General features: G+C 64.6%; 21 protein-coding genes, 1 tRNA gene and 2 pseudogenes. 16 read left to right on the forward strand and 8 right to left on the reverse strand.

The features are described from left to right. The 11 genes and pseudogenes from ABD732_RS16925 to ABD732_RS16975 all read left to right on the forward strand — a co-directional run bounded on the left by ABD732_RS16925 (position 1) and on the right by ABD732_RS16975 (position 10,019). Positions 1 to 1,305: an MCE family protein gene (locus ABD732_RS16925; protein WP_344785660.1), complete on the forward strand. Its 1,305-nt coding sequence runs from the start codon at positions 1 to 3 to the stop codon at positions 1,303 to 1,305. Further along, positions 1,302 to 2,321, forward strand: coding sequence for an MlaD family protein (locus ABD732_RS16930; protein ID WP_344785661.1), 1,020 nt, complete (start codon positions 1,302 to 1,304; stop codon positions 2,319 to 2,321). The genes ABD732_RS16925 and ABD732_RS16930 overlap by 4 nt, the downstream gene beginning before the upstream one ends. A 9-nt stretch (positions 2,322 to 2,330) precedes the next feature. Beyond that, positions 2,331 to 3,374, forward strand: a complete 1,044-nt coding sequence (locus ABD732_RS16935; RefSeq protein ID WP_344785662.1) for an MlaD family protein — start codon at positions 2,331 to 2,333, stop codon at positions 3,372 to 3,374. After that, positions 3,374 to 4,525, forward strand: coding sequence for an MCE family protein (locus ABD732_RS16940; protein WP_344785663.1), 1,152 nt, complete (start codon positions 3,374 to 3,376; stop codon positions 4,523 to 4,525). The genes ABD732_RS16935 and ABD732_RS16940 overlap by 1 nt, the downstream gene beginning before the upstream one ends. Further along, positions 4,522 to 5,598, forward strand: coding sequence for an MCE family protein (locus tag ABD732_RS16945; RefSeq protein WP_344785664.1), 1,077 nt, complete (start codon positions 4,522 to 4,524; stop codon positions 5,596 to 5,598). Before ABD732_RS16940 ends, ABD732_RS16945 begins: the two co-directional genes overlap by 4 nt. Beyond that, complete coding sequence (locus ABD732_RS16950; protein WP_344785665.1) at positions 5,595 to 6,824, forward strand: MlaD family protein; 1,230 nt, start codon at positions 5,595 to 5,597, stop codon at positions 6,822 to 6,824. Before ABD732_RS16945 ends, ABD732_RS16950 begins: the two co-directional genes overlap by 4 nt. Next, a complete protein-coding gene (locus tag ABD732_RS16955; RefSeq protein WP_344785666.1) occupies positions 6,814 to 7,398 on the forward strand; it encodes a hypothetical protein in 585 nt (194 codons plus the stop codon). Before ABD732_RS16950 ends, ABD732_RS16955 begins: the two co-directional genes overlap by 11 nt. A gap of 10 nt (positions 7,399 to 7,408) precedes the next feature. Continuing rightward, the gene (locus ABD732_RS16960; RefSeq protein ID WP_344785667.1) at positions 7,409 to 8,329 is read left to right on the forward strand and encodes an oxygenase MpaB family protein; all 921 of its coding nucleotides are present in this window, start codon (positions 7,409 to 7,411) and stop codon (positions 8,327 to 8,329) included. A 99-nt stretch (positions 8,330 to 8,428) separates the two neighbouring features. Next, positions 8,429 to 9,249: pseudogene (locus ABD732_RS16965) on the forward strand (oxygenase MpaB family protein). Continuing rightward, positions 9,246 to 9,947, forward strand: coding sequence for a GntR family transcriptional regulator (locus tag ABD732_RS16970; protein ID WP_344785668.1), 702 nt, complete (start codon positions 9,246 to 9,248; stop codon positions 9,945 to 9,947). Before ABD732_RS16965 ends, ABD732_RS16970 begins: the two are co-directional and overlap by 4 nt. Next, a tRNA-Gln gene (locus ABD732_RS16975) sits at positions 9,948 to 10,019 on the forward strand. Between the two features lie 416 nt (positions 10,020 to 10,435). On the opposite strand, the gene ABD732_RS16980 is transcribed toward ABD732_RS16975, so the two are convergent. After that, positions 10,436 to 10,705, reverse strand: coding sequence for a hypothetical protein (locus ABD732_RS16980; RefSeq protein ID WP_344785669.1), 270 nt, complete (start codon positions 10,703 to 10,705; stop codon positions 10,436 to 10,438). Positions 10,706 to 10,803: 98 nt separating this feature from the next. Between ABD732_RS16980 and ABD732_RS16985 the strand changes: the two genes are divergently transcribed. Then, positions 10,804 to 11,055, forward strand: coding sequence for a hypothetical protein (locus tag ABD732_RS16985; protein WP_344785670.1), 252 nt, complete (start codon positions 10,804 to 10,806; stop codon positions 11,053 to 11,055). A 5-nt stretch (positions 11,056 to 11,060) separates the two neighbouring features. Further along, on the forward strand, positions 11,061 to 11,633 hold the full coding sequence (locus tag ABD732_RS16990; RefSeq protein WP_344785671.1) for a hypothetical protein: 573 nt from the start codon (positions 11,061 to 11,063) through the stop codon (positions 11,631 to 11,633). Positions 11,634 to 12,162: 529 nt separating this feature from the next. Here ABD732_RS16990 and ABD732_RS16995 read toward each other — a convergent pair. The 6 genes and pseudogenes from ABD732_RS16995 to ABD732_RS17015 form a co-directional block, all read right to left on the reverse strand. Next, positions 12,163 to 12,696 (reverse strand): integrase core domain-containing protein, encoded by a 534-nt coding sequence (locus tag ABD732_RS16995; protein WP_344785672.1) that lies wholly within the window; start codon positions 12,694 to 12,696, stop codon positions 12,163 to 12,165. A 253-nt stretch (positions 12,697 to 12,949) separates the two neighbouring features. Continuing rightward, positions 12,950 to 13,243: an ATP dependent DNA ligase gene (locus tag ABD732_RS18790; protein ID WP_425553078.1), complete on the reverse strand. Its 294-nt coding sequence runs from the start codon at positions 13,241 to 13,243 to the stop codon at positions 12,950 to 12,952. A gap of 104 nt (positions 13,244 to 13,347) precedes the next feature. Continuing rightward, complete coding sequence (locus ABD732_RS17000; protein ID WP_344785673.1) at positions 13,348 to 15,219, reverse strand: sigma-54-dependent Fis family transcriptional regulator; 1,872 nt, start codon at positions 15,217 to 15,219, stop codon at positions 13,348 to 13,350. 164 nt (positions 15,220 to 15,383) lie between these two features. Continuing rightward, the gene (locus ABD732_RS17005) at positions 15,384 to 15,587 is read right to left on the reverse strand and encodes a hypothetical protein (RefSeq protein ID WP_344785674.1); all 204 of its coding nucleotides are present in this window, start codon (positions 15,585 to 15,587) and stop codon (positions 15,384 to 15,386) included. Between the two features lie 174 nt (positions 15,588 to 15,761). Further along, the gene (locus ABD732_RS17010; protein WP_344785675.1) at positions 15,762 to 16,145 is read right to left on the reverse strand and encodes a zinc-binding dehydrogenase; all 384 of its coding nucleotides are present in this window, start codon (positions 16,143 to 16,145) and stop codon (positions 15,762 to 15,764) included. Between the two features lie 314 nt (positions 16,146 to 16,459). Continuing rightward, positions 16,460 to 16,852, reverse strand: a pseudogene (locus tag ABD732_RS17015) (alcohol dehydrogenase catalytic domain-containing protein); the annotation flags it as partial. Between the two features lie 182 nt (positions 16,853 to 17,034). Between ABD732_RS17015 and ABD732_RS17020 the strand changes: the two are divergent. After that, complete coding sequence (locus ABD732_RS17020; RefSeq protein WP_344785676.1) at positions 17,035 to 18,636, forward strand: flavin-containing monooxygenase; 1,602 nt, start codon at positions 17,035 to 17,037, stop codon at positions 18,634 to 18,636. A 24-nt stretch (positions 18,637 to 18,660) separates the two neighbouring features. Further along, positions 18,661 to 19,857, forward strand: coding sequence for a methyl acetate hydrolase AcmB (acmB, locus tag ABD732_RS17025; protein WP_344785678.1), 1,197 nt, complete (start codon positions 18,661 to 18,663; stop codon positions 19,855 to 19,857). Positions 19,858 to 20,311: 454 nt separating this feature from the next. Here acmB and ABD732_RS17030 read toward each other — a convergent pair. Then, a protein-coding gene (locus ABD732_RS17030) for an IS3 family transposase (protein WP_344785680.1) occupies positions 20,312 to 21,456 on the reverse strand; the annotation gives its coding sequence in 2 pieces (ribosomal slippage) (positions 20,312 to 21,189 and positions 21,189 to 21,456; 1,146 coding nt in all). 168 nt (positions 21,457 to 21,624) lie between these two features. On the opposite strand from ABD732_RS17030, the gene ABD732_RS17035 reads away from it, so the two are divergent. Further along, positions 21,625 to 22,542: a hypothetical protein gene (locus ABD732_RS17035; protein WP_344785682.1), complete on the forward strand. Its 918-nt coding sequence runs from the start codon at positions 21,625 to 21,627 to the stop codon at positions 22,540 to 22,542. The last annotated feature ends 11 nt before the right edge of the window (positions 22,543 to 22,553 follow it).

A 22,553-nucleotide genomic window follows, 5' to 3' on the forward strand; every position in this document is an offset into this window, starting at 1 on the left:
ATGACGGTGATGCTTCCGGGACAACCGGTCTCCCGCGCCTCCTATGCGGTACGCGCACTGATCGCGGGCGTGCTGATCCTGACGTTCTCGGTCTGGATGGTGGCCCGCAGCACGGGAGTGCTGTCCTCCGATCCGAAGGTCTACGCCGAGATCCCGGTGTCGGCCGGACTGATCCAGGCCGGCGCGCCGGTCCGCTACCACGGCATCAAGGTCGGTGAGATCACCGCGATCGACGCGGGCACCCGTTCGTCGAGGGTGAGTCTGACGATCGATCAGGAAGCGATCGGCGACATCGATCGGTCGGTGATGGTCCGGGTCCTGCCGCGCACGTTCTTCGGCGACATCTACCTGCAACTGCTCCCGATACCGGGATCTCCTGCGCAGCAACAGGAGACGCTGACTCCGGGCTCCACGATCGTGGTGGACGACGGCCCGGAAGCGGTGAACCTCTACGGGATCTTCACCAAGATGTCCGAGCTGATCTCCGAGGTGGAGCCCGAGCAGCTCAATGTGGCGCTCGCCGCGGTGAACCGGGCCATCGGCGGCCGCGGTGACGAGTTGGGCCTGATGATCGACGACTGGTGGGCGGCCTCGCAGGAACTGGAGGACACCGTCGAGGACTTCCTCGCGGCGACGCCGAAGTTCCGGCGCGTCGCCGAGTCGCTACGGCGTGCGACACCGGACGTCCTCGCGACCCTGGACTCGGTCACCAACATCTCCCGGGGCATCGCCGAGCACGACGAACAACTCGCCGCCTTCTTCACCGCCGCCAGCGGATTCGTCTCGGCCACCGGCACATTCGTCGCCGAGCAGCAGAAGAATCTGATCACCGTTCTCGACTCGACCGGGAAGATCCTGGCCACCGTCGCGCAGAACCCGGCCGGCATCACCCGCACGGTGCGTGAGGCCGGCAAGTTCGGTGCGGCCGGCACCGTCCTGTTCGCCTCGGGACGCTTCAACATCACCGCCGTGCCCACCTTCTCCGAGCCCATGCCGTACACCGCGGCGGACTGCCCGACCTACGGCAGGCTGCGCGGCGCGCAGTGTTTCGGCACCGGCTCCACCGCCGGGGTCGGTCCGGTGCGTGAGCCGGGGGAGGGCAACGGGACGGTGCTGCAACGCCGGCCGACGGTGAAACCGTCGTCGTACACCGCACCCGAGGTGATCGACGGTGCCGCCGAAGCCCCGGCCATGGGCCGGCTCGAAGGCGCGGTGGCGCCCGGAACGTCGCCCGATTCGCCGAATCCGGCGACGGTGCTCATGCTCGGACCGATGGTCCGCGGAAATCAGGTGGTGCTGCCGTGACCACGCTCTCGTACCGGACGGTCTTCAAATCGCTCGTCTTCGTGGTGGTGGGGATCGTCGCCGCCGTTCTCACCGTGAACACGCTCCGCGTGCCGGTGCGCGGACCGGTGCACTCGTACGTGCTGATGTTCACCGACGCCGAAGGGCTGGTGGAAGGAAACCCGGTCAAGATGTCCGGGGTACGCATCGGCCGCGTCGACAAAGTCGACCTCGACCCGCAGTCCGGCGGCACCGCCCTCGCCCGCGTCACCGTTCAGATCGAGGCGTCGCAACCGGTGCCCGATCGCGTGCACGCGGTGGTCCGGTACGGCGACATGCTGGGGGCGCGCTACATCGATCTGTCGCAGGCGGGGCCGGACTCCCCGCGCCGCGACGGAAACCGGATCCCGGTCGCCGCGACCAGTGCCCCGGTGAACCTCACCGCTCTGATGAACGGCTTCGAACCGCTGTTCTCCTCGCTGGAACCATCCCAGGTCAACGACCTGGCTCAGGGATTCGTCGACACCTTCGCCGGGCGCACCAAGTCGGTGGATCTGCTGCTGCGACAGATCGGCTCGATGGGCGCGAACCTGTCGGCCAACAGCGCCGTCTTCGCGCAGCTGGTGACCAACCTCAACACCCTGATGACCACCGCCGATGCGCGCAGCGAGCAGCTGAACGAGCTGTTCGTGGGGCTGGGGCAGCTCACCTCCGCGATCGTCGGAGACAACGGTGAACTGGCCCGGCTGCTCGACTCCGGGGATCGCGCGATCGGCTCGCTCGCGACGATGATGACCACGGCCGGCAGCGACTTCGCCGATTCGCTCACCGGACTGACCGAGGTGACGCAGGCGTGGATCCCGCACACCGACCAGTTCGACACTTTCCTGACGCGCTTTCCGGTGCTCGCCGACCGGATCAACCACAGCGGACGCTACGGGGGCTTCATGATGCTCTATCTGTGCAACTTCACCCTCAAGGGATTCGACCTCGAGGCGAACATCTTCGGTCCGCTGCATTCACCGGTGTGCAGGTAGGGGGCCGGCATGTTCCTCGTCAGACTGATCGACGTCTTCGTCGGCGTCCTGGAATTCGTCTTCAGGTCCGACAAGCGCGGCCAGGGCGCATCGCCCGCCGTGCTCGGTACCGCGGGCATCGTCACCCTGCTGGTTCTGGTGCTGGTCGCCATCGGCGTCCCGCAGATCTCGTACCAGGCCAAGACCGCGCCGTACGCCGCGGAACTGGCCAACGCCGGAGGCCTCACCACCGCCGATCCGGTTCTGGTCGCGGGGGTGCCGGCGGGTCGTATCGAGTCCATCACGCTGGCCGGGGACCGGGTGCGTGTGGGCTTCCGGCTCGACGACGATCAGCCGCTGGGCGACCAGACCCGCGCCACCGTGCGGCTGCGCACGGTGCTGGGCAAGCGCTACTTCGAGGTGATCCCGGCCGGCAGCGGTTCGGTGGGAGAGGACGACACGATTCCCCTGGCGCGCACCGATTCTCCGTACTCGCTGGACGACCTGTCCTCCGATGCCCTCGACTCCTCGACACAGGTCGATCCGCAAGTGCTGCGCACGATGATGGCGACCATGCGCTCGCTGGTCCCGGAGGCCGACGACCTGTCCGGGGCGATGGAGGGCGTCGGCGGCGCGGCGCTCGCCGTGTCGGGCACCGGCCGGCAGCTCGACCAGCTGCTGCGGGTCGCCAAGCGGCTCGCCGAGGTGACGGCGAGCCAAGCCGATTCGCTGTCCGGCGCGCTGAGCAGCACGCAGGCGATCGTGCAGACCCTGGTGGTGCGCAAAGTGGTCCTGACCCGACTGGCCGACAACCTCCGGCTGGTCCTGGACCGCATGGCGCAGACCTTCCCGACCATCCCGATGGGAGAGTTGATGACGAATCTGGTCTCGGTGACCGGCACGCTGAACGACAACGTCGGCGAGATCGAGAAGATCCTGCACACGCTTCCCCCGGCCATGCGGACCATCACCGACGCGACGGGCAACGGCAACTGGGCGGACGTGGTCTCACCGTCGGCGGTGATCCCAGACGGGCTGCTGTGCGTGCTGGGCGTCATGCAGGGGTGTAGCTGATGACATTCCGGCAAGTGCGTGAAGTCAAGCCCCGCAAGCGGTACGGCGGCAAGATCCTCCTGGCGCTGCTGCTGGTCGCCGCCCTCGTCACCGGTGGCTGGTACATGCTGCTGCGCGACCCCGACACCCGCACCGTCCACGCCGACTTCGCCTTCGTCAACGGCCTGTTCACCGGATCCAAGGTGACCGTGCTCGGGGTCCCGGTCGGCCGCGTCGACAAGCTCGATCCGCAGGGCGATCACGTCCACGTGACGATGACCGTCGACGGCGCCGTCGATCTGCCGGCCGACGTCTCGGCGTACGTCCTCAATCCGTCGGTCATCAGTGAGCGGCACCTGGAACTGGGCCCGGCCTACACCGGCGGCGACAAGCTGGCCGACGGCGCCACCATCCCGCTCACGCGGGCCCATTCGCCGATCGGCTTCGATCAGCTGCTGGGCAGCCTGGGCACCCTCACCGACATCCTCGGTCCCGGGGACGACACGGACTCGACCGACCTCGGCACCCTGGTGGGCAAGACCGCCCAGGCGTGGGAGGGACGCGGACCGGAGTTCCAGCGAGCTCTCGATCAGCTCGCCTCGGCCAGCGGCATCGTCGGGGCGCGCAGCGAGGACGTGGAGGGGCTGATCGCCGGGCTCAGCCAGTTGATGAACTCGTTCCAGGCTAAGCAGGTGTCGCTCGACGGCCTGATCCGCTCGATGGGCGAACTGTCGACGCAGTGGTCGGGGACCGATCAGGACATCGCCACTCCCATCGCCGATCTGAAGGTGGTCTTCGACCAGATCAACACTTTCGTCATGCAGCACGGCAACGACGTCGGGGTGGTCGCGGAGAACCTCGAGGCGCTCGGTGGCGTCCTGGCCGAGAACCGTTCCTCGCTGGCCGAGTTCATGGACCTGGCGCCGCTGATGATGCAGAACCTGTCGGGCACCGTCGGGCCCGACCGGCGCGGACGGATCAGGCTGAACGTGTCCACCACGCTGACACAGTTCAAGACGCTGAAGCCGCTGTGCGACCGCTTCCCGATGCCGATCTGTATCGGCGCCGGCCTCACCAATCCGATCGCCTTCCCGGTCTCCGCCTCCGATCCGCTGGGCATAGTCTCGGCGATCACCGGTGGACAGTTGCCGCCGAAGGAGGGGCCGCGATGACTCCGAAGCGCCGCATGCGCTGGGAACGCGCCCTGGCGGTAGCACTGGCGGCCGTTACCGTGAGCGGCTGTGCCATCGGACTGCAGGACCTGCCGACGGCCGGGTTCGAGGAGACCTTTCCGGTGACCGCCCAGCTGGTTTCCGCCGACGGCATGGTCGACGGTGCCGACGTGCGCAGCGGTCAGGAAGTGATCGGCCGGGTGACCGGGATCAGTCTGTCCGACGGCCACGCCGAGCTGACGCTGTCGCTGCGCGCCACCACCGATCTGCCCGCCAATGTGACTGCGGCGGTGGAGCTTCCGTCGGCACTGGGGACACCGTTCGTCCGCCTCGCCCAGCCGGAGGATCCGGCCGGGCGGTTGACCGCGGGTTCGGTGATCGAGGTGGCCGACACCTCGCTGGGGCCGCAGGTGGAGAGCACACTGGCCACGCTGGGCAACATCGTCACCGGCAGTGGTATGGGGCAGTTGCAGTCGGTGATGCACAGCCTCAACGAGGCCTTCGCGAATCGCTCGGACAAGGTCGGTGATCTGATCGACACGCTCAACCGCCTGCTCAGCAAGTCCTCGCGGTACACCACCGACTTCACTGCGGCGATGGAGGCCGCAGCCGAAGTGAGCGCGCTGCTCGCCGCGCAGGACCAGACCGTCGCCGAGTTCCTCGACCAGACCCCGAAAGCGGTGAACGTGCTCGCGCAGCAACGGGAGCGGATCGCCGGCCTGATGAAGCAGACCAGCGGCCTCGCGAAGAATCTGGACGCCATCACCTCCGGTACCGACGCCGACCTGAATCAGCTGGTCCCGGACGCCAAGACACTGGTCGACGCGCTGGCCGGATTCAACGGAGACGTGGGCGAGACGCTGGCGAACATGAACTCGTTCATGGCGAACATGACCCGCGCCATCCGCGGCGACTACCTGGTGTTCGACGGTGCCCTCGACATCCCCGGCGGCATCGACAAGGTCCTCACCGGCGGGTTGCTGCTGTCGGGACAGCCGCTCCCGACCCCGGGCGAGCTGGGCGACCTGCTCAGCGGGGGACTGGGTGCTCCCCAGAAGAAGGAGCCGCGATGAGAGACAGATTCCCCACCGGCACTTTCCAGTTCGTGCTCTTCGTGCTCGTGGCAGCCCTCGTCATTCCGTTCGGTATCGACTACATCGCCGGACCCGAGGGATTCCGGTCCAAGCTCCGCCTGCACGCGCAGATGACCGATGATTTCGGACTGACGCCGGGAACGGGTGTCACCGTGCGCGGCGTCGACGTCGGCACCGTCTCGCAGGCGCGTCTGCGTCCGGGCGGTGCGGGCGCCGAGGTGGAACTGGTGGTCCGCGGCGACACCCGGATCCCGCGCGACTCGTTCCTGCAGGTCACCATGGCCTCGATGGCGGGTATCCAGAGCGTCGACATCGTCACCGGCCGGGATACCGGCGTCTACCTGCGCGACGGGGACTCCATCGCCGCACCGCAGGACAAGCAGCCGATGCAGATGGACGTGCTGATCGGCGAGGCCGCCAAGCTGCTCGGTACGTTCCGGACCGGCACACTCGCCACCGTCGGGACCGAGCTGGCGGAGGCCTTCGGCGGCGACCAGGACTCGCTGACCAAGGTGATCGCGAACGGCTCGGCCCTGGCGACGATGGTCCGGAAGAACGCGCCCATGCTGAAATCGCTGCTGGGCGACTGGCTCGACGTCCTCGACGCCATGGACGACACCCGCGGCGGGTTCGAGTCGGGCATGCGCTCGGCGGCGAGCTTCACCGACCAGCTGGACGCCTCGCAGCCGGTGTTCGTCTACCTGCTCGACCATTCGCCGGAGGGATTGGACCGGGCGACAGCACTCTTCGACAAGTACCGCGGCACCTTCGGCGGGGTGCTCGCCAACCTGGTGGCCGTCGAACCGATCATCAGCGACCGCACGCCCTCGCTGGCCACCGGGTTGAAGACCATCCCGCAGGGCCTGCTGGACCTGCGGTCCATCGTCAAGAACGACCGTGCCGACTTCGCGCTGATCGGTACGCAGGGCCCGGTGTGCTTGTTCTACGACGAGCCGCGCCGCGCGGTCGGCGATCTGTCACCGTCGGATCCGAATCTGACGCGATACTGCCCGCCGGGCGACGGCTACGGCCAGCGCGGCGCGGTCAATGCGCCGCGCCCCGACGGACTGGGTACGCAGAACTGGCAGTCGCCGGGCGGTGTGTCCGGACCGCCGGCGGTCTCCGACCCGCTGTTGATTCCCAACGGCACCGAACTGATGCAGATGTGGTCAGAACTTCTGGAAAGGGCTCGCAATGGCAACTGAGACCGTCGACAAGGACGTCGAACGAGACGTGGAGAAGGACGAGGTGCCGCCGGTGGTGCCCCCGCGCAAGTCGGCGCCGGTGACCAGTCGCGGCCTGGTGCCGCGCGCGGTGGCGGCCGTGGTGATCGCCGCGCTGATCGCCGCTGCGGGCTTCTTCGGCTACCAGTACTTCGCGGGCGACTCCGGTGAAGGCGCGTCGCCGGGGATCGACGCCGCGATTCTGCGCGTCGCCAACGACTACGCGGTCAAACTGTCGAGCTTCGACTACCGCGATCTGGACAAGAACCGGGCTGAGATCACCGCGATGTCCACCGAGGACTTCGGCAAGAAGTACGGGGAGATGGTCGCCGCGCTCACCGAGATCGTCGCCAACGGCAAGGGGGAGGCCAGCGCGGAGGTCTCGCACGGCGCCGTGGAGTCGATCGACGGCGATGAGGCGACGGTGCTGCTGTTCGTCGACCAGAAGGCCAAGAACGTGGTTGCCCCCGAAGGCCGGAGTCAGCCGTACCGAATGGTCGTGAAGCTCAAGAAGGTCGACGACAGCTGGCTCGTCGACGACGTCCAAACAGTGTGAGGAGTCCGAGATGAAGTACGCGATGAAGTATCTGCCCGACCTGGACCATGAGCAGCCCGAACTGCGCACCGCGGACACGCGGATCACGATCACCACACGCAAGCGCCGGGTGACCAGCATGCGCAAGCCTGCGGTCGTGCAGGAAGCGCTGGACTTCTGGTCCTTCGCCGGCGCTGCGGCCAACGTCGTCATGCAGCTCGGCTGGCCCGAAGTGGGCTACGGCGTGATGGAGAGCAAGGTGGAATCGGGTGCGCTGATGAAGCATCCGTGGAAGCGGGCACGCACCACCTCGCAGTATCTGGCGGTGGCGATCCTCGGGAGCGAGGAGGAACGGGCCGCGTTCCGGGAGGCGGTGAACTCGGCCCACCGGCATGTGAAGTCCGACGACCGGAGCCCGGTGAAGTACAACGCCTTCAACCGTGAACTGCAGCTGTGGGTGGCGGCGTGCCTGTTCGTCGGCGTCGAAGACAGCCACCAGCTGCTGCACGGGAAGATGAGCGAGGAGGAGGCCGAGACCTTCTATCAGTCGAGCAAGACGCTGGGCACCACGCTGCAGGTCCCCGAGGACATGTGGCCGGCCACGCGCGTGGAGTTCGACCACTACTGGAATCTGGCCTGCCAGCGCGTGGTGATCGACGACACCACGTGCGACTTCCTCAACGACCTGGTGGATCTGCGCATGATCAACCCACTGATCCGGCTGCCGTTCGTCAATCTGCTGCGCTTTCTGACCATCGGCTTCTTGCCTCCGCTGTTCCACCGGCAGCTGGGCCTGGAGTGGACCGAGAACGACCGGCGCCGCTTCGAGCACCTGTTCACCTTCGTCTCGGCAGTCAACAAGTTCTTGCCCAAGTCCATCCGTTTCGGCGGCTCGCGGGTACTGATGAAGGACTTGCAGATGCGGATGAAGCACGACCGCGAGATGATCTGAAAACGCTGGGGGGACAACGTGTCCGGGAAATCGCGGCCGAGCCTGCAGCGGGTGCTCGACGAGCCCAGCAGCTACCTGCTGTGGCCGCGGGCCGCCCTCATGCAGCTGGCGCATCCGTCGATCGCGCCCACCGAGGTGCACAGCGGGGCTTACGGCAACCGCGGCGCGCAGCGCTGGCGGGCGACCATCGAGTACCTGCGTCTGCTCGCGGGGACCGACGACCAGACCCTTCGGCTGCTGATCCGGGAGGTGAATAGGATCCACGCGTCGGTGCGGGTGCCCGAGGACCGGGAGGCGGCGGGCCCGAGGCGGCCGGTCTTCGATTCGGCGAACCAGTCGTGGGTGGCGCGACGTGGTTTCAGAGCATGGTCGACACCTACCGGCTGCTGATCTCCGACATCGACGCCGATGTCCTCGATCAGCTGGTGGTCGACTTCGGTCGGGTGGGCGGGGTCCTGCAGATGGACGTTTCCGACTGGCCCGGTGACTACGCGGAGTTTGAGGGGTACATCCGCGACGTCGAACAGCGCTATCCGGAACGGTTGCCCCGGTCCGCGTCGGGGGCGTCACCGGAGCAGGTGTTGCCGGGCGACGTTGCCGCGCAGGTCTTCTCCACGTACTCGCTGCCGCGCCGCTACGTGCGGTGGGCGCCGAAGGTGCGACTGCTGACCTGGGGCATGGCCGGAGAGAACGTCCGCGGCGTCTATGGAATCGAGTGGACGGACGAGCAGCAGGAACGCTTCGAGCGCCAGGCCCGGCGGTGGCGCCGCACGCTCGCGATGTGCCCCGGGGTGCTGCGCCGGAGGAATGGGCGCAAACAGCGTCGCCGGTCGGCGACCCGGCTGCGGGAGCACCAGAGCATGGCCTATACGGAGGTGAAGGCTTTCCAGCGCCGGGCCCAGATGAAGGAGAACGCGTGAACAGTACGCCAGTGCGCCGGACCCAGCTGACCGACGAGGTCGCCGACCGGCTGCGGAACAGGATCATCACCGGTCAGGTCCGGCCCGGGGAGTTCATCCGGCTCGACGAGGCCGCCGCGGAGTTCGGCTGCAGCGTGACGCCCGTGCGCGAGGCGCTGGTGACCCTGCGCGGGGAGGGGTTGGTGAAGTCGTCACCTCACCGCGGCTTCATCGTCGACGACCTCGGCCGCGCCGACCTCGAAGACATCTTCTGGATGCAGGCTGAGTTGTCCGCGCGTCTGGCGAGGCACGCGGTCCGCAGCGAGCGACTGGAGAGCGAACTGGCCGCCCTCACAACGATCGTGGACGACCTCGAGCGCAGCGTCGGTGCCGGTGACGCGGACCGGGTCCGCGAGCACGAGTTCGAGTTCCATCGGCGCGTCAACCTGGCCGGCGGCAGCAAGAAGCTCGCGTGGTTCCTGTTCGCCGCCACGCGCTACACCCCGCACAGCCTCTACACGCACGACGAGGACTGGGGCCGCCAGGCCGTCGCCAGTCACCGCCGGCTGATCGCCTACCTGGCCGGCGGCGACACCGAGGCCATCAGCATCGAGATTCACAGCCGCTTCGTCGACGCCCGCGAACGCCTGGTCCGCAGCCTGGACGCCATCGGCTTCTGGGAGTCCTCACCGGCTGTGGCAGAATCGATCGCGCATTGATCCGCCGTGGTGTAATCGGCAACACTCCTGATTTTGGTTCAGGCATTTCAGGTTCGAGTCCTGGCGGCGGAGCAACATATAAGCGCTGTTCACAGCGCGAAAGGCGAATCTCCAGAACGGATACCGTGCCCTATGCGTGCACGAACGGCCAGGGTACTCGCCCTGGTAGCCCGTGATCGCACGACCGCGCTAGAGATGATCAAATCGCCGGTCTTCGTCGTCGGCGCATTATCCTGCCAGTCATCGCAACCGTGTCGGTACCGTCCTTGCTGCGAGACATTCCGCCGCGACTACGACCGTGAACACTGTCCTGCAACATCTGCTCACGACTGCCCTAGATCGTCCCGACCGGATGTCCCGACGGAATCTCCCGTCCCTGTGCGTATAAGCCATGCTCGTCATCCCATGACGGCGCATCGACAGGGCAGGGGCGGTTACCGGCAGGCGGGCGTGATCGCCCCTGACTTCATCCAGCAAGCGCGGGTAAGTCAGCGACCAAATCGTTGCATTGCTTCGCCTAGCGCTAGACCGCCTATTGCCACGACCGCAACGGGCGCTCCGATCCAGAACAACGGATAGGCCCACCACGGCCAGTCTGTAAGAAATGGGATCAGCGCGATGGTGGGAACTGCTGCGGCGATCGCGACGATCATCGCGCCATGCGTAATTTTGTTCCGCCAGTCTTGAGTGGCCTCCAGGCTCCAAACCCCGGCCGCTAGGAACGAGATAACACCACACCAGACCACGACACTTTCCATGCGACGGATTGTCGCACCGTGCTATCGCGCCGACCTTCGCTTTCTCGGCACGGCCCCGGACCTCCCAGGCATAGCAAGCATGGGAGGCGATCGAACTGGTGGTCCAGCAACTGCGCGAGTACAGGGCGGCGTTGAGCAGACCGCCCCGATGGCTGACGCTGCTCGGCTACGGTCCTGATATGGAACAGCGGTCGGCCCGGTTTAGTGAGATTCGCGTCGGTGATCAGGTCAAGACGAACGGTGTCTGGCGCACGGTCACCGCGGTCAGCGACACACACCTGACCTTCGACAGCCGGACACGCCTGGCGAGGCCGCCGGCCGGGGTCGACGCCTTCACGGTCTGCCGATAGTCACCGTGTCCTTCCTGGTCGCATGGCTGCCGTTCCTCGGCTCCTGCGTCGTCGCCGTTGCCGCGTTCGCCGGAGTGATCAAGAGCAATAACACGAACCGGGCCGCGATCACCGCAGCCGACGCCCGCGAGTTCGTGCGGTGGCAGCGCGAGTCGTTGACGGACCTGACGAACACGATCACCGAGACCGCCCAGCAGGTCGTCGCCATGTCCGGCGGTTGCGGCACATGGCCACGCGGCGAGAGAACCCAACGTCAAGTCCACAACGATCACGCGAAGTTAGCGATCCTCGCGCTGCGGCTGGAACTACTCGTAGGTGACGCACTCTCCGAATTGATGTCGCTCATGCAGGGGGCTACATGGAAGTGTCTTCAGACGGCAGGCGAGATTCACAGTGAACTCATGAACGGCGGACGCGCAGAGGATCTGCAGCCGGTGATCGAGGGTGAGTGCGACCGCGCCACCGAGACGATCCGGGCGTTCATCACCGCGGTGAGAACCCACACCGAGACCATCGGCCGCAGCGCAACTAGACCGGCCAGGCCGTACGGAAGTGTGAACAATGCCGCGCCAGGATGATCGGTCGCGCGCAGGGCCCAGAATGTCGTGTCTGCCGAACCATTGCCGGCTGACTCCCCCCAAGCGCCGGTAGCCTGCTTCACCACGGATCGCTGCCGGATCACCTGATCGCCCCTATCACGCGCAGACACGTTCCAGCGATCGCGCTGGGCGTCGAGGTAGGAGACCAGGATTGACCGGTAACCGGTTGTGTACTGCCGGCGAGCCACTACGCACCACCCCGCCGGCGGGCGTTCGCAGCCTTCAGGCGGTCGTCCCGGTGTGCCCCGACCTTGCCGATAGCTCCGGCGGGGCAAGCTCCGGCTTGCCCGGCAACGCGGCTCGCTTCTGCCTCGCAGATCCTGTCCGCCAGCACCACTGCCGCATAAGCAGCCATAATCGTCACCGTTGAAGTGCTGCGTACATTCGACAGCCGCGCGTCCAGCCCCCACGCACGCCCTCCCCACGGGCCCAGTCACGCTCCGTCGAAGTGGCAGGTCCCCGATAGCCGGTCCAGGCAGTTCTAGAGCCAGTTTCTTCTAGCTGTCGGTCAGTCGATCTCGCAGCCCACAGGGTGGTGCTGGTGGGTGCATCGGGCAGCGTACTCGGCCGGGGTCTGGTAGCCCAGCGCCGAGTGGCGGTGCCGGTGGTTGTGGTCGTGTTTGAAATCGTCGATCACCACGCGAGCTTCGAGCAGGGTGGGCCAGCAGTTGCGGTTCAGGCACTCGTCGCGAAGCCGGTTGTTGAACGATTCGATGAACCCGTTGTTCCACGGCGTGCCGGGCGGAATATAGGAGATGCCTACCGACCCTGCACAGAACGCCTGGAGCGCCTCTGAGATGAACTCAGGGCCGTTGTCCATGCGTAGCACCATGGGTGGGCCACCCCAGATCGCGAAGGTCTTCTCCAATTCCTCGACCAACCGGTCGGCGGTGATCGAGCGATCCACGATGTTGAGCAACGACATCCGGGTGTGTTCATCGACCATTGATGCGATCTTGACCTTCTTGCCATCCACGGTCGAGTCAAACTGAAAGTCCAATGCCCACACCACCTTCGGCGCATCCGCCGCCACGATCGGCACTGACGATTGCCCGGCTCGTTTGCGCCGCGGCGCCCGGCGCACCTGCAGGCCCTCCTCCGTCCACAGCCGATGCACCTTCTTCTTTGCGAGCCGTGGTCGCGGCGACCACCGCGATGCTCGAAACGCTGCGGCTCAGATCGTCCATCAACTCAACTGCCTCCATCAGTGGTTAAATTGAACCTCGAATAAGTGCAGTTAACAGGTCAAATGGCCTCTGGCGCGGGGTGTGTCGAATGCCGGTCGAGAGCGCCAATTACGTTTCCTCGGCCCTCGTAGGGAAGTGCCTGGTGGTGAACGGATGGTCCGGGTGGGTCACTGCGGCGAGCTGGACGGCGATCTCGCGGCGCTGTTGCTGGGTGAATCCGGTCCCCACCTCGCCGAGGTAGACCAACTTGTCTGAGGACCGCCCACGCAGGGCCCGCCCTGATGTCCCGTGCCGGGCGTAGCGACATAACCGGAAGCTGTCGGCACTTTCAAACCGGTTGCTGGGGTTAGTTGATTCGCGCCGGACGGGTGCCCGCGCCTGCCCACCTGGCGTAACGCGCATTACCCGCGCGCGAACATCTGGGGGAGAACTGTCTCAGCACAGCTTGGTCGGTGCAGCGTGTGACGTCTGGATCGCAGCTCATATAGAATTGCGGGCGTTCTCGGTTAGGTGGTCAGTTTATAGAACTTGATCTTTCGGTAGATGCTGCTGCGTGACATTCCGACGTGCTCGGCCGCAGCGGAGCGATTGCCGTGGTGGACGCGCAAAGCCTCGATGATCGCGTCTCGTTCGGCAATCTCGACGGGGCTGAGGCGGCGCTCGGTATCGCGTGTGTGGCAGTAGCGGGGGAGATCGACTTCTTGAATTTCACCTACTGGTCGGGTCTTCAGGGCGTGTGCGAGAGCGCTTCGAAGCTGCGGTATGTTTTCCGGCCAGGCGTAGGTGCAGATGGTCCGTTCGGCCGCACGGGAGAGACGGACATGGCGAGTGGGCGCGAGCTCGCTAGCGAGTCGGATGGCGATGGCAGGCAGGTCCTCAGTTCGTAGCCGAAGTGGTGGGACGCCGATGGCAGTGTCGAACTGCGAGAGCACGTTGTGGAAGGGTTCGGGCTGCTCTAGGTCTAGCTCGGTGGTGGTGGCCACGACGGCGATCGCCCGGGTTCGCAGAGCGGCATCGTGGAGAAGTCGGGCGAGGTTTGCCGCGCCAACTGTGTCGAGTTCGTTGATGTTACGGGCGACGATGAGGGTGAAGCTGGTGGGCTCGATGTCGCCGAGTGTGCCGCCTTCCGGGTCAATGCCGTGAGCGAGGTCGCTGGGATCGATGCTGATGCTCCGTGCTTGGGGATGGAGCGCGTGGAATAGTTCGACCGCCAGTGTGAAGCGTCCGGTACCCTCCTCGCCTGTCAGCAAGACAGGCGACACTTGGGGCCGGCCGATTGCGTCGGCGAGTTGCTCACGGGCGCGCTTCCATGCCGGGGACCTGTCCGGGCTGGTCGTTCTCCGGGACCGCGACCGCATGTCAGTCACGATCGACTGCGTGTGTTCGGTTGCGGTGGCGACGTTGGGCAGAATCTCTTCAGCGAACCCAGGCTTGCCAGCCCTCTTCGGAGGTAGCTCCTGCTCGGTGCACTCTGCGATCGCGACGATGCCGGCGGCGACTCCACCTGCCACGATTCGGGTGCCGTGGACGTTGACATGTTGCCCGGAACTGAGGACGACTGTGTCGGATACGTGGCTGCGTCGGCCGATCATGAATGTGATGTGATCACGGATAGCGAGTTGTTCGTTCGGCGAAAACAGTTTCTGGGCCGCAGCATTGGCCATGGTGACCGACTCGCCGAATCCGAATACTGCTCGTCTGCTGGAACGAGCGTCAGTCCGGAGGTAGGTGTCGAAGAGTGCCTGCTGAGCCTGGCTGCGGTCGAGGAGCAGGTTGCGAGCGATGTCGTTGGCTGCTGACTTGACGAGGGTGTGCATGAGTGGGCTCCAGGACTGCGCGACTGTCGACACGTCGAGGATTCCCTCGAGTCGACCGGTGATGGGATCGACAACCGGCGCTCCGGTACAAGCGAACTGCTGGAGATGTTCGGAGTAGTGTTCGGCGCCCACGACCGAGATGGCCTGCCCAGATTCGATCGCCGTTCCCACCCCATTGGTGCCCACGGTGTCTTCGGCGTAGGTGAAGCCGGGCGCGAACTCGACGCGATCGAGCAGGCGACCCATTCCGGAGGAGACGTCGATGCGTTGGATCAATCGGGCGCGATGGTCGGTGAGCGCAATCACTAACGCCATGTCCGCGATGTCGGCACCGAGCTGGTCGAGCACCGGCCGGGCACTGCGCACCAGTCGTGACGATGCGTCGATGTCTTCGGTGTAGCTCGGCACCGCTCGATGCGCGCTGACACCCGCCGACTGGCTGCGCTCCCAAGACGCGGCAACAACGTCGGGTACGCCCGCTGCACCGGGTTTGCCGTTCTCGAGGAAGTCCGCGCGAGCAGCGGCGGTGCGCAGAAATCGGTTGGCGGGGTCATCGGTCAAATCAACCACCTCCTGTGATTCAGAGCACATATCTAACTAGCAATGATCCCTGACCGGCCAAGGTGTGCCAACCCGGTTCACCGGTCCCGTATGGGTCATCCTGTGCATCCGCAGGTGGCGCGTGGCCGGGTGTTTGCGCATGACCGGCCGAGCCCCTGTCTGTGCTAGCGCGCCCGCTCGAGCCGGACTCTGGCGATCCTGCGCCACGACGCGTACTCGGAGTTCCAGGTCAGAGCCGGCGGCGGGCGGTCGTCGAGGATTGACCAAACGCGATGGAAGAACTCGCGTTCGCTCACTCCGAAGGTGACGAAGATGTCCTCGGCGGAACCGCCGCCGAACCGAGCCCATGTGCGGAAGAAGTCCAGCATTGCTGGGAGGTCTTTCCGCCATTCCTTCGGCGGCGGCGGTGTCGATTGAGCCTCGTGTCGGCACCTGAGCGGCTGGTGACGCTCGGGTCGGAGCCGTTGCCTTGGTGTGGCCCGCGACGATGCCGGTGTATTCATCCGTCTGCCCGATCTCCGATAGGTGGGTCCGTGTGTCAGCTAGAACGTGATCAGGGGTTTGATCACGTTGTCTTCTTTGGTCTGCATCAGCTTGAAGCCCCTCTCGACATCGTCGAAGCTGAACGTATGCGTGGTCATCGAGGTGGGATCGACTCGCCCGGTGCCGAGGACCGCAAAGATCCGCTGCATTCGGTCGTTGCCGCCTGGGCAGAGTCCGGAGTGAATTGACTTGTCCGCCATTCCCAAGCCGAACGCATCGAGCGGTACCTGTAGGGGATTCGGGTTCTCGCCGTGGTAGCCGATGTTGGAGATTCGCCCGCCCGCCTTCGTGACGCGCAGGCATGCCTCCCACGTTTGGGGGAGTCCGAGCGCTTCGATCGCGGCGTCGACACCCTCGCCGGTCGCGGCGAGGATCTGCTCCACAGCATCTCCCTCGCTGTAGTCGATAATGTCGGTGGCCCCAAAGCTTTCGCGAGAGCTTGTCGTTGGGGAATCGATTCGACCGCAAAGATGCGGCCGGCGCCCTGTAGAGTCGCGCCGATCGTCGCGCTCAGGCCGACAGCTCTCTGCGCGAAGATGGCGACTGAGTCTCCGATGCGGAGATGGCAGTGCTCGGCGCCCATGAAGCCGGTGGACAGCATGTCGCATGCATAAACGGCCGCTTCGCTGCTCACCGCATCGGGGATGGGGGCGAGGTTCGCCATCGCGTGTGGCACCACAAAATACTCGGCGAGGTTGCCGTCATTGACTGCGGTGTACTTGTATCCGCCGAGCGGACCCCCGCACTGGCTGGTGTAGCCGGTCTGACAGTAGCGGCACTGGAAACACGGAGTGATCGCGTTGACCGCCACGCGCTGACCCTCCACGAAACCTGTCACATTCGACCCGGTTGCGTACACAACTCCGAGGGCTTCGTGGCCGAGGATGACGCCCGGGTTCACTGGTAGGACGCCGGCGACCGTGTGCACGTCGGAGGTGCAGATGAGCGCGTGAGTCGTCTTCACGATGACGTCGTCCGGGCCGGGATCGGGAATTGGCTTGTCGACAACCGCGGTCTTGCCCACCTCCGGCATGACGAACGCCTTCATCGTGGATGAACTCATCGAAGTCTCCTGTGTTGCAGATCGCATCGCAGCTTGTTTGTGAATGATGTAACACTTGGAGAGGGGGTGGGGTGTCCCAATTTGACACGGCCGCCGGAGTCCGGTCGCGTCAGGTTTTGTTCCAAACTGGGACACGTCACGTCGGTTGAGACACGCCAACACTGAGGTTGAACAGTGATCACAGTCACAGTCAACCGAGGAGGCAAATTATGACGGCTCAGAGTCTCGACGCAGTCATCATCGGCGCTGGAGTCGCCGGGCTGTACCAGCTCCACCAGTTACGAGAACAGGGCTTCACGGTCCGCGCATACGACGCCGCGACCGACGTCGGAGGCACCTGGTACTGGAATCGATACCCCGGTGCGAAATTTGACTCCGAGGCCTACATCTACCAGTACCTGTTCAGCGAGGATCTGTACAAGAACTGGAGCTGGAGCCACCGATTCCCCGAGCAGCCCGAAATCGAGCAGTGGTTCCACTACGTTGCCGACGCGCTCGACCTCCGCAAGGACATCCAATTCGAAACGACGATCACAGCGGCGGTCTTCAATGACGACACTGGCCGGTGGACGGTCAGCACCAGCACGGGCGAGACGATCGATGCCCAGTACGTGGTCGCGTGCACCGGCATGTTGTCGGCGCCGATGTCGAATCTCTTCGCCGGGCAGGACGACTTCCGCGGCGACATCTTCCACACGGCACGTTGGCCACGGGGAGAGCTCGATCTCTCGGGAAAGCGCGTCGGTGTGATCGGCAACGGCGCCACCGGTATTCAGGTCATTCAGACGATCGCCGACACCGTCGACCACCTCAAGGTGTTCATCCGGACTCCCCAGTATGTGCTGCCCATGAAGAACCCCAGCTACGGCCCGGACGAGGTCGATGGCTACAAGGAACGCTTCGAAGAACTGCGGCAGACCCTTCCCCACACCTTCACCGGTTTCGAGTACGACTTCACCAGCGCATGGGGAGACCTGACGCCGGCCGAGCGCCGAGCCCGGCTCGAAGCCGACTACGACAACGGCTCCCTCAAACTCTGGCTCGCTTCGTTCGCTGAGATCTTTTCCGATGAGCAAGTTAGCGAGGAGGTTTCGGAGTTTGTCCGGGACAAGATGCGTGCGCGGCTCAACGATCCTGAACTAGAGGACTTGCTGATCCCCTCCGCCTATGGGTTCGGCACCCACCGAGTGCCCCTCGAAACCGACTACCTCGAGGTGTACCACCGTCCCAACGTCGAAGCAGTCCGTGTCAGCGACAACCCGATTGGCCGCATCGTCCCGGAAGGCATTCTGCTTGAGGACGGCACCGTGCATGAGTTGGACGTGATCATCATGGCCACAGGCTTCGATGCCGGAACCGGTGCGTTGACTCGCATCGACATTCGAGGCCGTGACAACCGCTCCCTTAAGGACGACTGGTCGCGCGACATTCGCACCACAATGGGCCTCATGGTCCACGGCTATCCGAACCTTTTCACCACCGGCGCGCCGCTGGCGCCATCAGCTGCCCTCTGCAACATGACGACCTGCCTTCAGCAGCAGACGGAGTGGATCACCGGTGCAATCCTGCATCTGCGCGAGAACGGCAAGGCTGTCATGGAGCCCACGCAGCAAGGACAAGATGATTGGGTCGACCACCACGACGACCTTGCCGACGCCAACCTGATCTCGAAGACCAACTCCTGGTACACGGGATCGAACGTTCCAGGCAAGCCTCGCCGGGTCTTGTCGTACGTCGGTGGAGTTGGCGCCTATCGCGAGCGCACACAAGAGGCCGCCGCCGCCGGTTACAAGGGATTCGACCTGCGCTGACCCGCAGTCTGAGAGGAGTAAGTCATGACTTCAGTAGTAGGGCGGCTTGACGCCGCCGCATTCAAGCAGTCGGCCGATGCGACCCTCGATAGCGCAGTCGCCGGAGACCAGGGTGTCCCAGGCGTGGTCGCCATGGTCACCGACCGTGACAGTACCGTGTACTCCAACGCCGCCGGACGCCGCAACAGCAACGGTGATGCAATTACCACCGACGACGTGTTCGCCCTGTTTTCCACCACCAAGGCGATCACTGCGACCGCCGCACTACAGCTGGTGGAAGAGAACCGGCTCGATCTCGATCGCCCTGCGGGCGACTACGTTCCCGAGTTGAACGAGCTGCAAGTACTCGAGCGTATCGGCAGCTCCGGGCCAGTACTCAGACCGCCTCGGAGTCAGGTAACAACCCGCCAACTACTCACGCATACAGCGGGATTCGGCTACGACTTCTTCGACGACAACTATCGTGAGCTCGCAGACAGCTACGGCCAGCCCAGCGTGATCACCGCGACCAAAGAAGCGCTCACAACGCCGCTTCTCTTCGATCCCGGGCAACGCTGGCAGTACGGTTCCAACATCGACTGGGTCGGCCAGGTCATCGAACGAATCACCGGGCAGCGACTCGGCGAAGTCTTTGCCACCCGCATCTTCGAGCCGCTCGGCATCGAGGCAATGAGCTTCGAACTCAACGACAATCACCGCAACCGACTCGCGCAGATGCACGCCCGCAACGCAGACGGTTCCCTGACGCCGATGGACTTCGAGTTGCCCTCCCCGCCCGATGTCCACATGGGTGGGCACGGTCTCTACGGCACGGTGTCCGACTACATGAAGTTCATCCGGATGTGGCTCAACGATGGGTTGGGCGAACATGGACGAGTTCTCAAACCGGAAACCGTACAGAACGCGGTGCAAAACCACACAGGGACCCTGCGGGTCACCGCACTCCCCGGTGTCATACCCGAGCTGTCGAACGACGCCGAATTCTTTCCAGGAGTCTCGAAGTCCTGGTCACTGCCGTTCATGCTCAACAACGAGGAGGCCCCAACCGGCCGACCCGCAGGCGGGTTAGGTTGGGCCGGTTTGGCGAACCTCTTCTACTGGATCGACCGTGAGAATGGATACGGGGGCTTCTGGGCAACCCAGATCCTCCCGTTCGGGGACGCCACATCCTTCGGCAGGTACCTCGACTTCGAATCCGCCTTCTACCAGTCGCTGAGCTGAACGCGGCGGTGCCGGGCCCTCGCTCCCGCAACTATGGCCTGGCACCGCCACCGGCTGCACCAACAATCATCCTCAGGAACTCTCGTGACCTGCCCAACTCCCACCGATAGGTACAGTTCGCTCCTGAACTGGGCTCGCGCCAGCAACACCCGCGGTTCCCGTCTACAACAGCAGTGGAGCGTCTTCGAACGCCTCGGGTTTGCACTTGTCACTGGCGACGGCGACATGCTGGACCAATACGGTGAGAGTCGAACCACCGTCCTGAAGCGCTGGTCATACGCACTATGGGGAGTTGACGCCGGGGCCGAAGACAACGAGGTCGGAAACCCACGGACAAACGCTTGGTTCGACTGCTTGCGAGCCGACTTCGACTTGGAAGAGGCAACAAACGGATTTGGCAGGTCCCCGATAGCCGGTCCAGGCAGTTCTAGAGCCAGTTTCTTCTAGCTGTCGGTCAGTCGATCTCGCAGCCCACAGGGTGGTGCTGGTGGGTGCATCGGGCAGCGTACTCGGCCGGGGTCTGGTAGCCCAGCGCCGAGTGGCGGTGCCGGTGGTTGTGGTCGTGTTTGAAATCGTCGATCACCACGCGAGCTTCGAGCAGGGTGGGCCAGCAGTTGCGGTTCAGGCACTCGTCGCGAAGCCGGTTGTTGAACGATTCGATGAACCCGTTGTTCCACGGCGTGCCGGGCGGAATATAGGAGATGCCTACCGACCCTGCACAGAACGCCTGGAGCGCCTCTGAGATGAACTCAGGGCCGTTGTCCATGCGTAGCACCATGGGTGGGCCACCCCAGATCGCGAAGGTCTTCTCCAATTCCTCGACCAACCGGTCGGCGGTGATCGAGCGATCCACGATGTTGAGCAACGACATCCGGGTGTGTTCATCGACCATTGATGCGATCTTGACCTTCTTGCCATCCACGGTCGAGTCAAACTGAAAGTCCAATGCCCACACCACCTTCGGCGCATCCGCCGCCACGATCGGCACTGACGATTGCCCGGCTCGTTTGCGCCGCGGCGCCCGGCGCACCTGCAGGCCCTCCTCCGTCCACAGCCGATGCACCTTCTTCTTGTTCACCTCGATACCGTCGTCGAACCGCAGGTGCGCCCACGCCCGCCGGAACCCGTGTCGCGGGTGCTTGCGGGCGTAGGTGCGTAGCTGTGCACGCATACCAGCGTCCGGGTCGGCCGGTGTCTGAGCCAACGGCAGACGCCCGTAGGTAGACCGTGAAAGCCCAACAACCCTGCACGCCATACGTTCTGACATGTTCTTCACGTCTTTGAGCATGTCGATCGCGGCGCGTTTGGCGGTCGGGCTCAGAATCTTCCCTTGGCGATCTCCCGCAGCGCGTCTTTCTCCAACTCGGCGTCGGCGAGCAGGCGCTTGAGCCGGCCGTTCTGCTCGCGTAGCTCCTTGAGTTCCTTGGCGGCATCAGCGTCCATGCCGCCGTACTGGCGGCGCCAGTTGTACAAGGTGGCCGCCGACACCTCGAGGTCGGCGGCGATCACCTCGCCGTTCTTGCCCTCGGCCGCCAGTTCATCGGCTCGGCGCAACTTGCGCACGATGTCCTCAGCCGAGTGACGCTTCCGTCCCGCCATGATCCCTATCGTCCCTTCTCCGCCCTCAACAGGGCAATCAGGACTCTAGAACCACCCGGACCGGTCCACGGGGGACACGCCAGAAGTGATCGAGCGGATAAGATCTGACGGCGGGCCTGTCTAGATTAGCGGCGAGTAGCGCATCGAGCAGTCCGTTCTCATTGGTGTTTGCTGGATACGCGCGTGCTGCATGGAGGTCTTTTCATGACGGGGTTGATTTTTACAAGTGAACCGATTTTGACGCGAGCACTTGCAGCAGAGATCCGTCAGTCCTCTGCAGAATTTCTTTCGCTACTGTCTGACCGAAGTGGCGTCAGTGCCTTGGCAGGTGCGAGGGTCGAAAGCGTCGAGTGCGAGAGCGCGGCAGACATCGACGTACTGCTTCGGCTTGCCGGTGGGCGAACCGTAGGGATCGAGGCAAAGCTTGACCACCAGCTCACGGCGATACAAGTCAAGAAGGAGAAGGCGGCCGTTGACGACCTCTTTTTACTGGTTCTCGAGGCGGTCGATGCGGAGGACTATTGTGACCAGGTGAGTGGCGTTTTGACCTGGTCAGAGGTGATTTTCTGCTTCTCCGAGTCTCGCCTGAGACTGTCCGATATCGATTCTCTTCCGCCTCAGAAGGTCGCTGTCGAGCGCGTGTTCAGATCGCTGAGTCCTGTGATTCGTGAACAACTTGGGGGTGGGTGGGAGGTCCTTGTCGGGCGTGGGGGCAGCGGGATGCCTGCCATTACGATTTGGAGCCCTCAGATGGAGGACGCGCGGCATCTGCGCGGGCAGATTCAGGTGTCCGGTCGTGGGATGCCCGCGTCGGAAGCCGACTTGCGCTTCGAATACCACGTCGGGATTGAGACCAAGGATTCACTAGTTGACTTCCCCGATGCCGCGGACGTGGACGTCGCGCCGGCTTGGGTGGACCATCTCGCAACTTTGCGGGATCGGGTGATCGGTGATGACCTCGAGCGTTATAGAATCCGCGAAGGTCGCTGTAGAAATGGCCAGCGAGGGGTCGGTAAGAACAAGCTGGGTCTCGTTGCAAAGTGGCTCTTCGTATTTCAGAGTGCGTTGACTCGTTCGGTGAGCTGACCCGAGTGCAG

Source organism: Gordonia caeni (assembly GCF_039537105.1).
GTDB lineage: Bacteria > Actinomycetota > Actinomycetes > Mycobacteriales > Mycobacteriaceae > Gordonia > Gordonia caeni.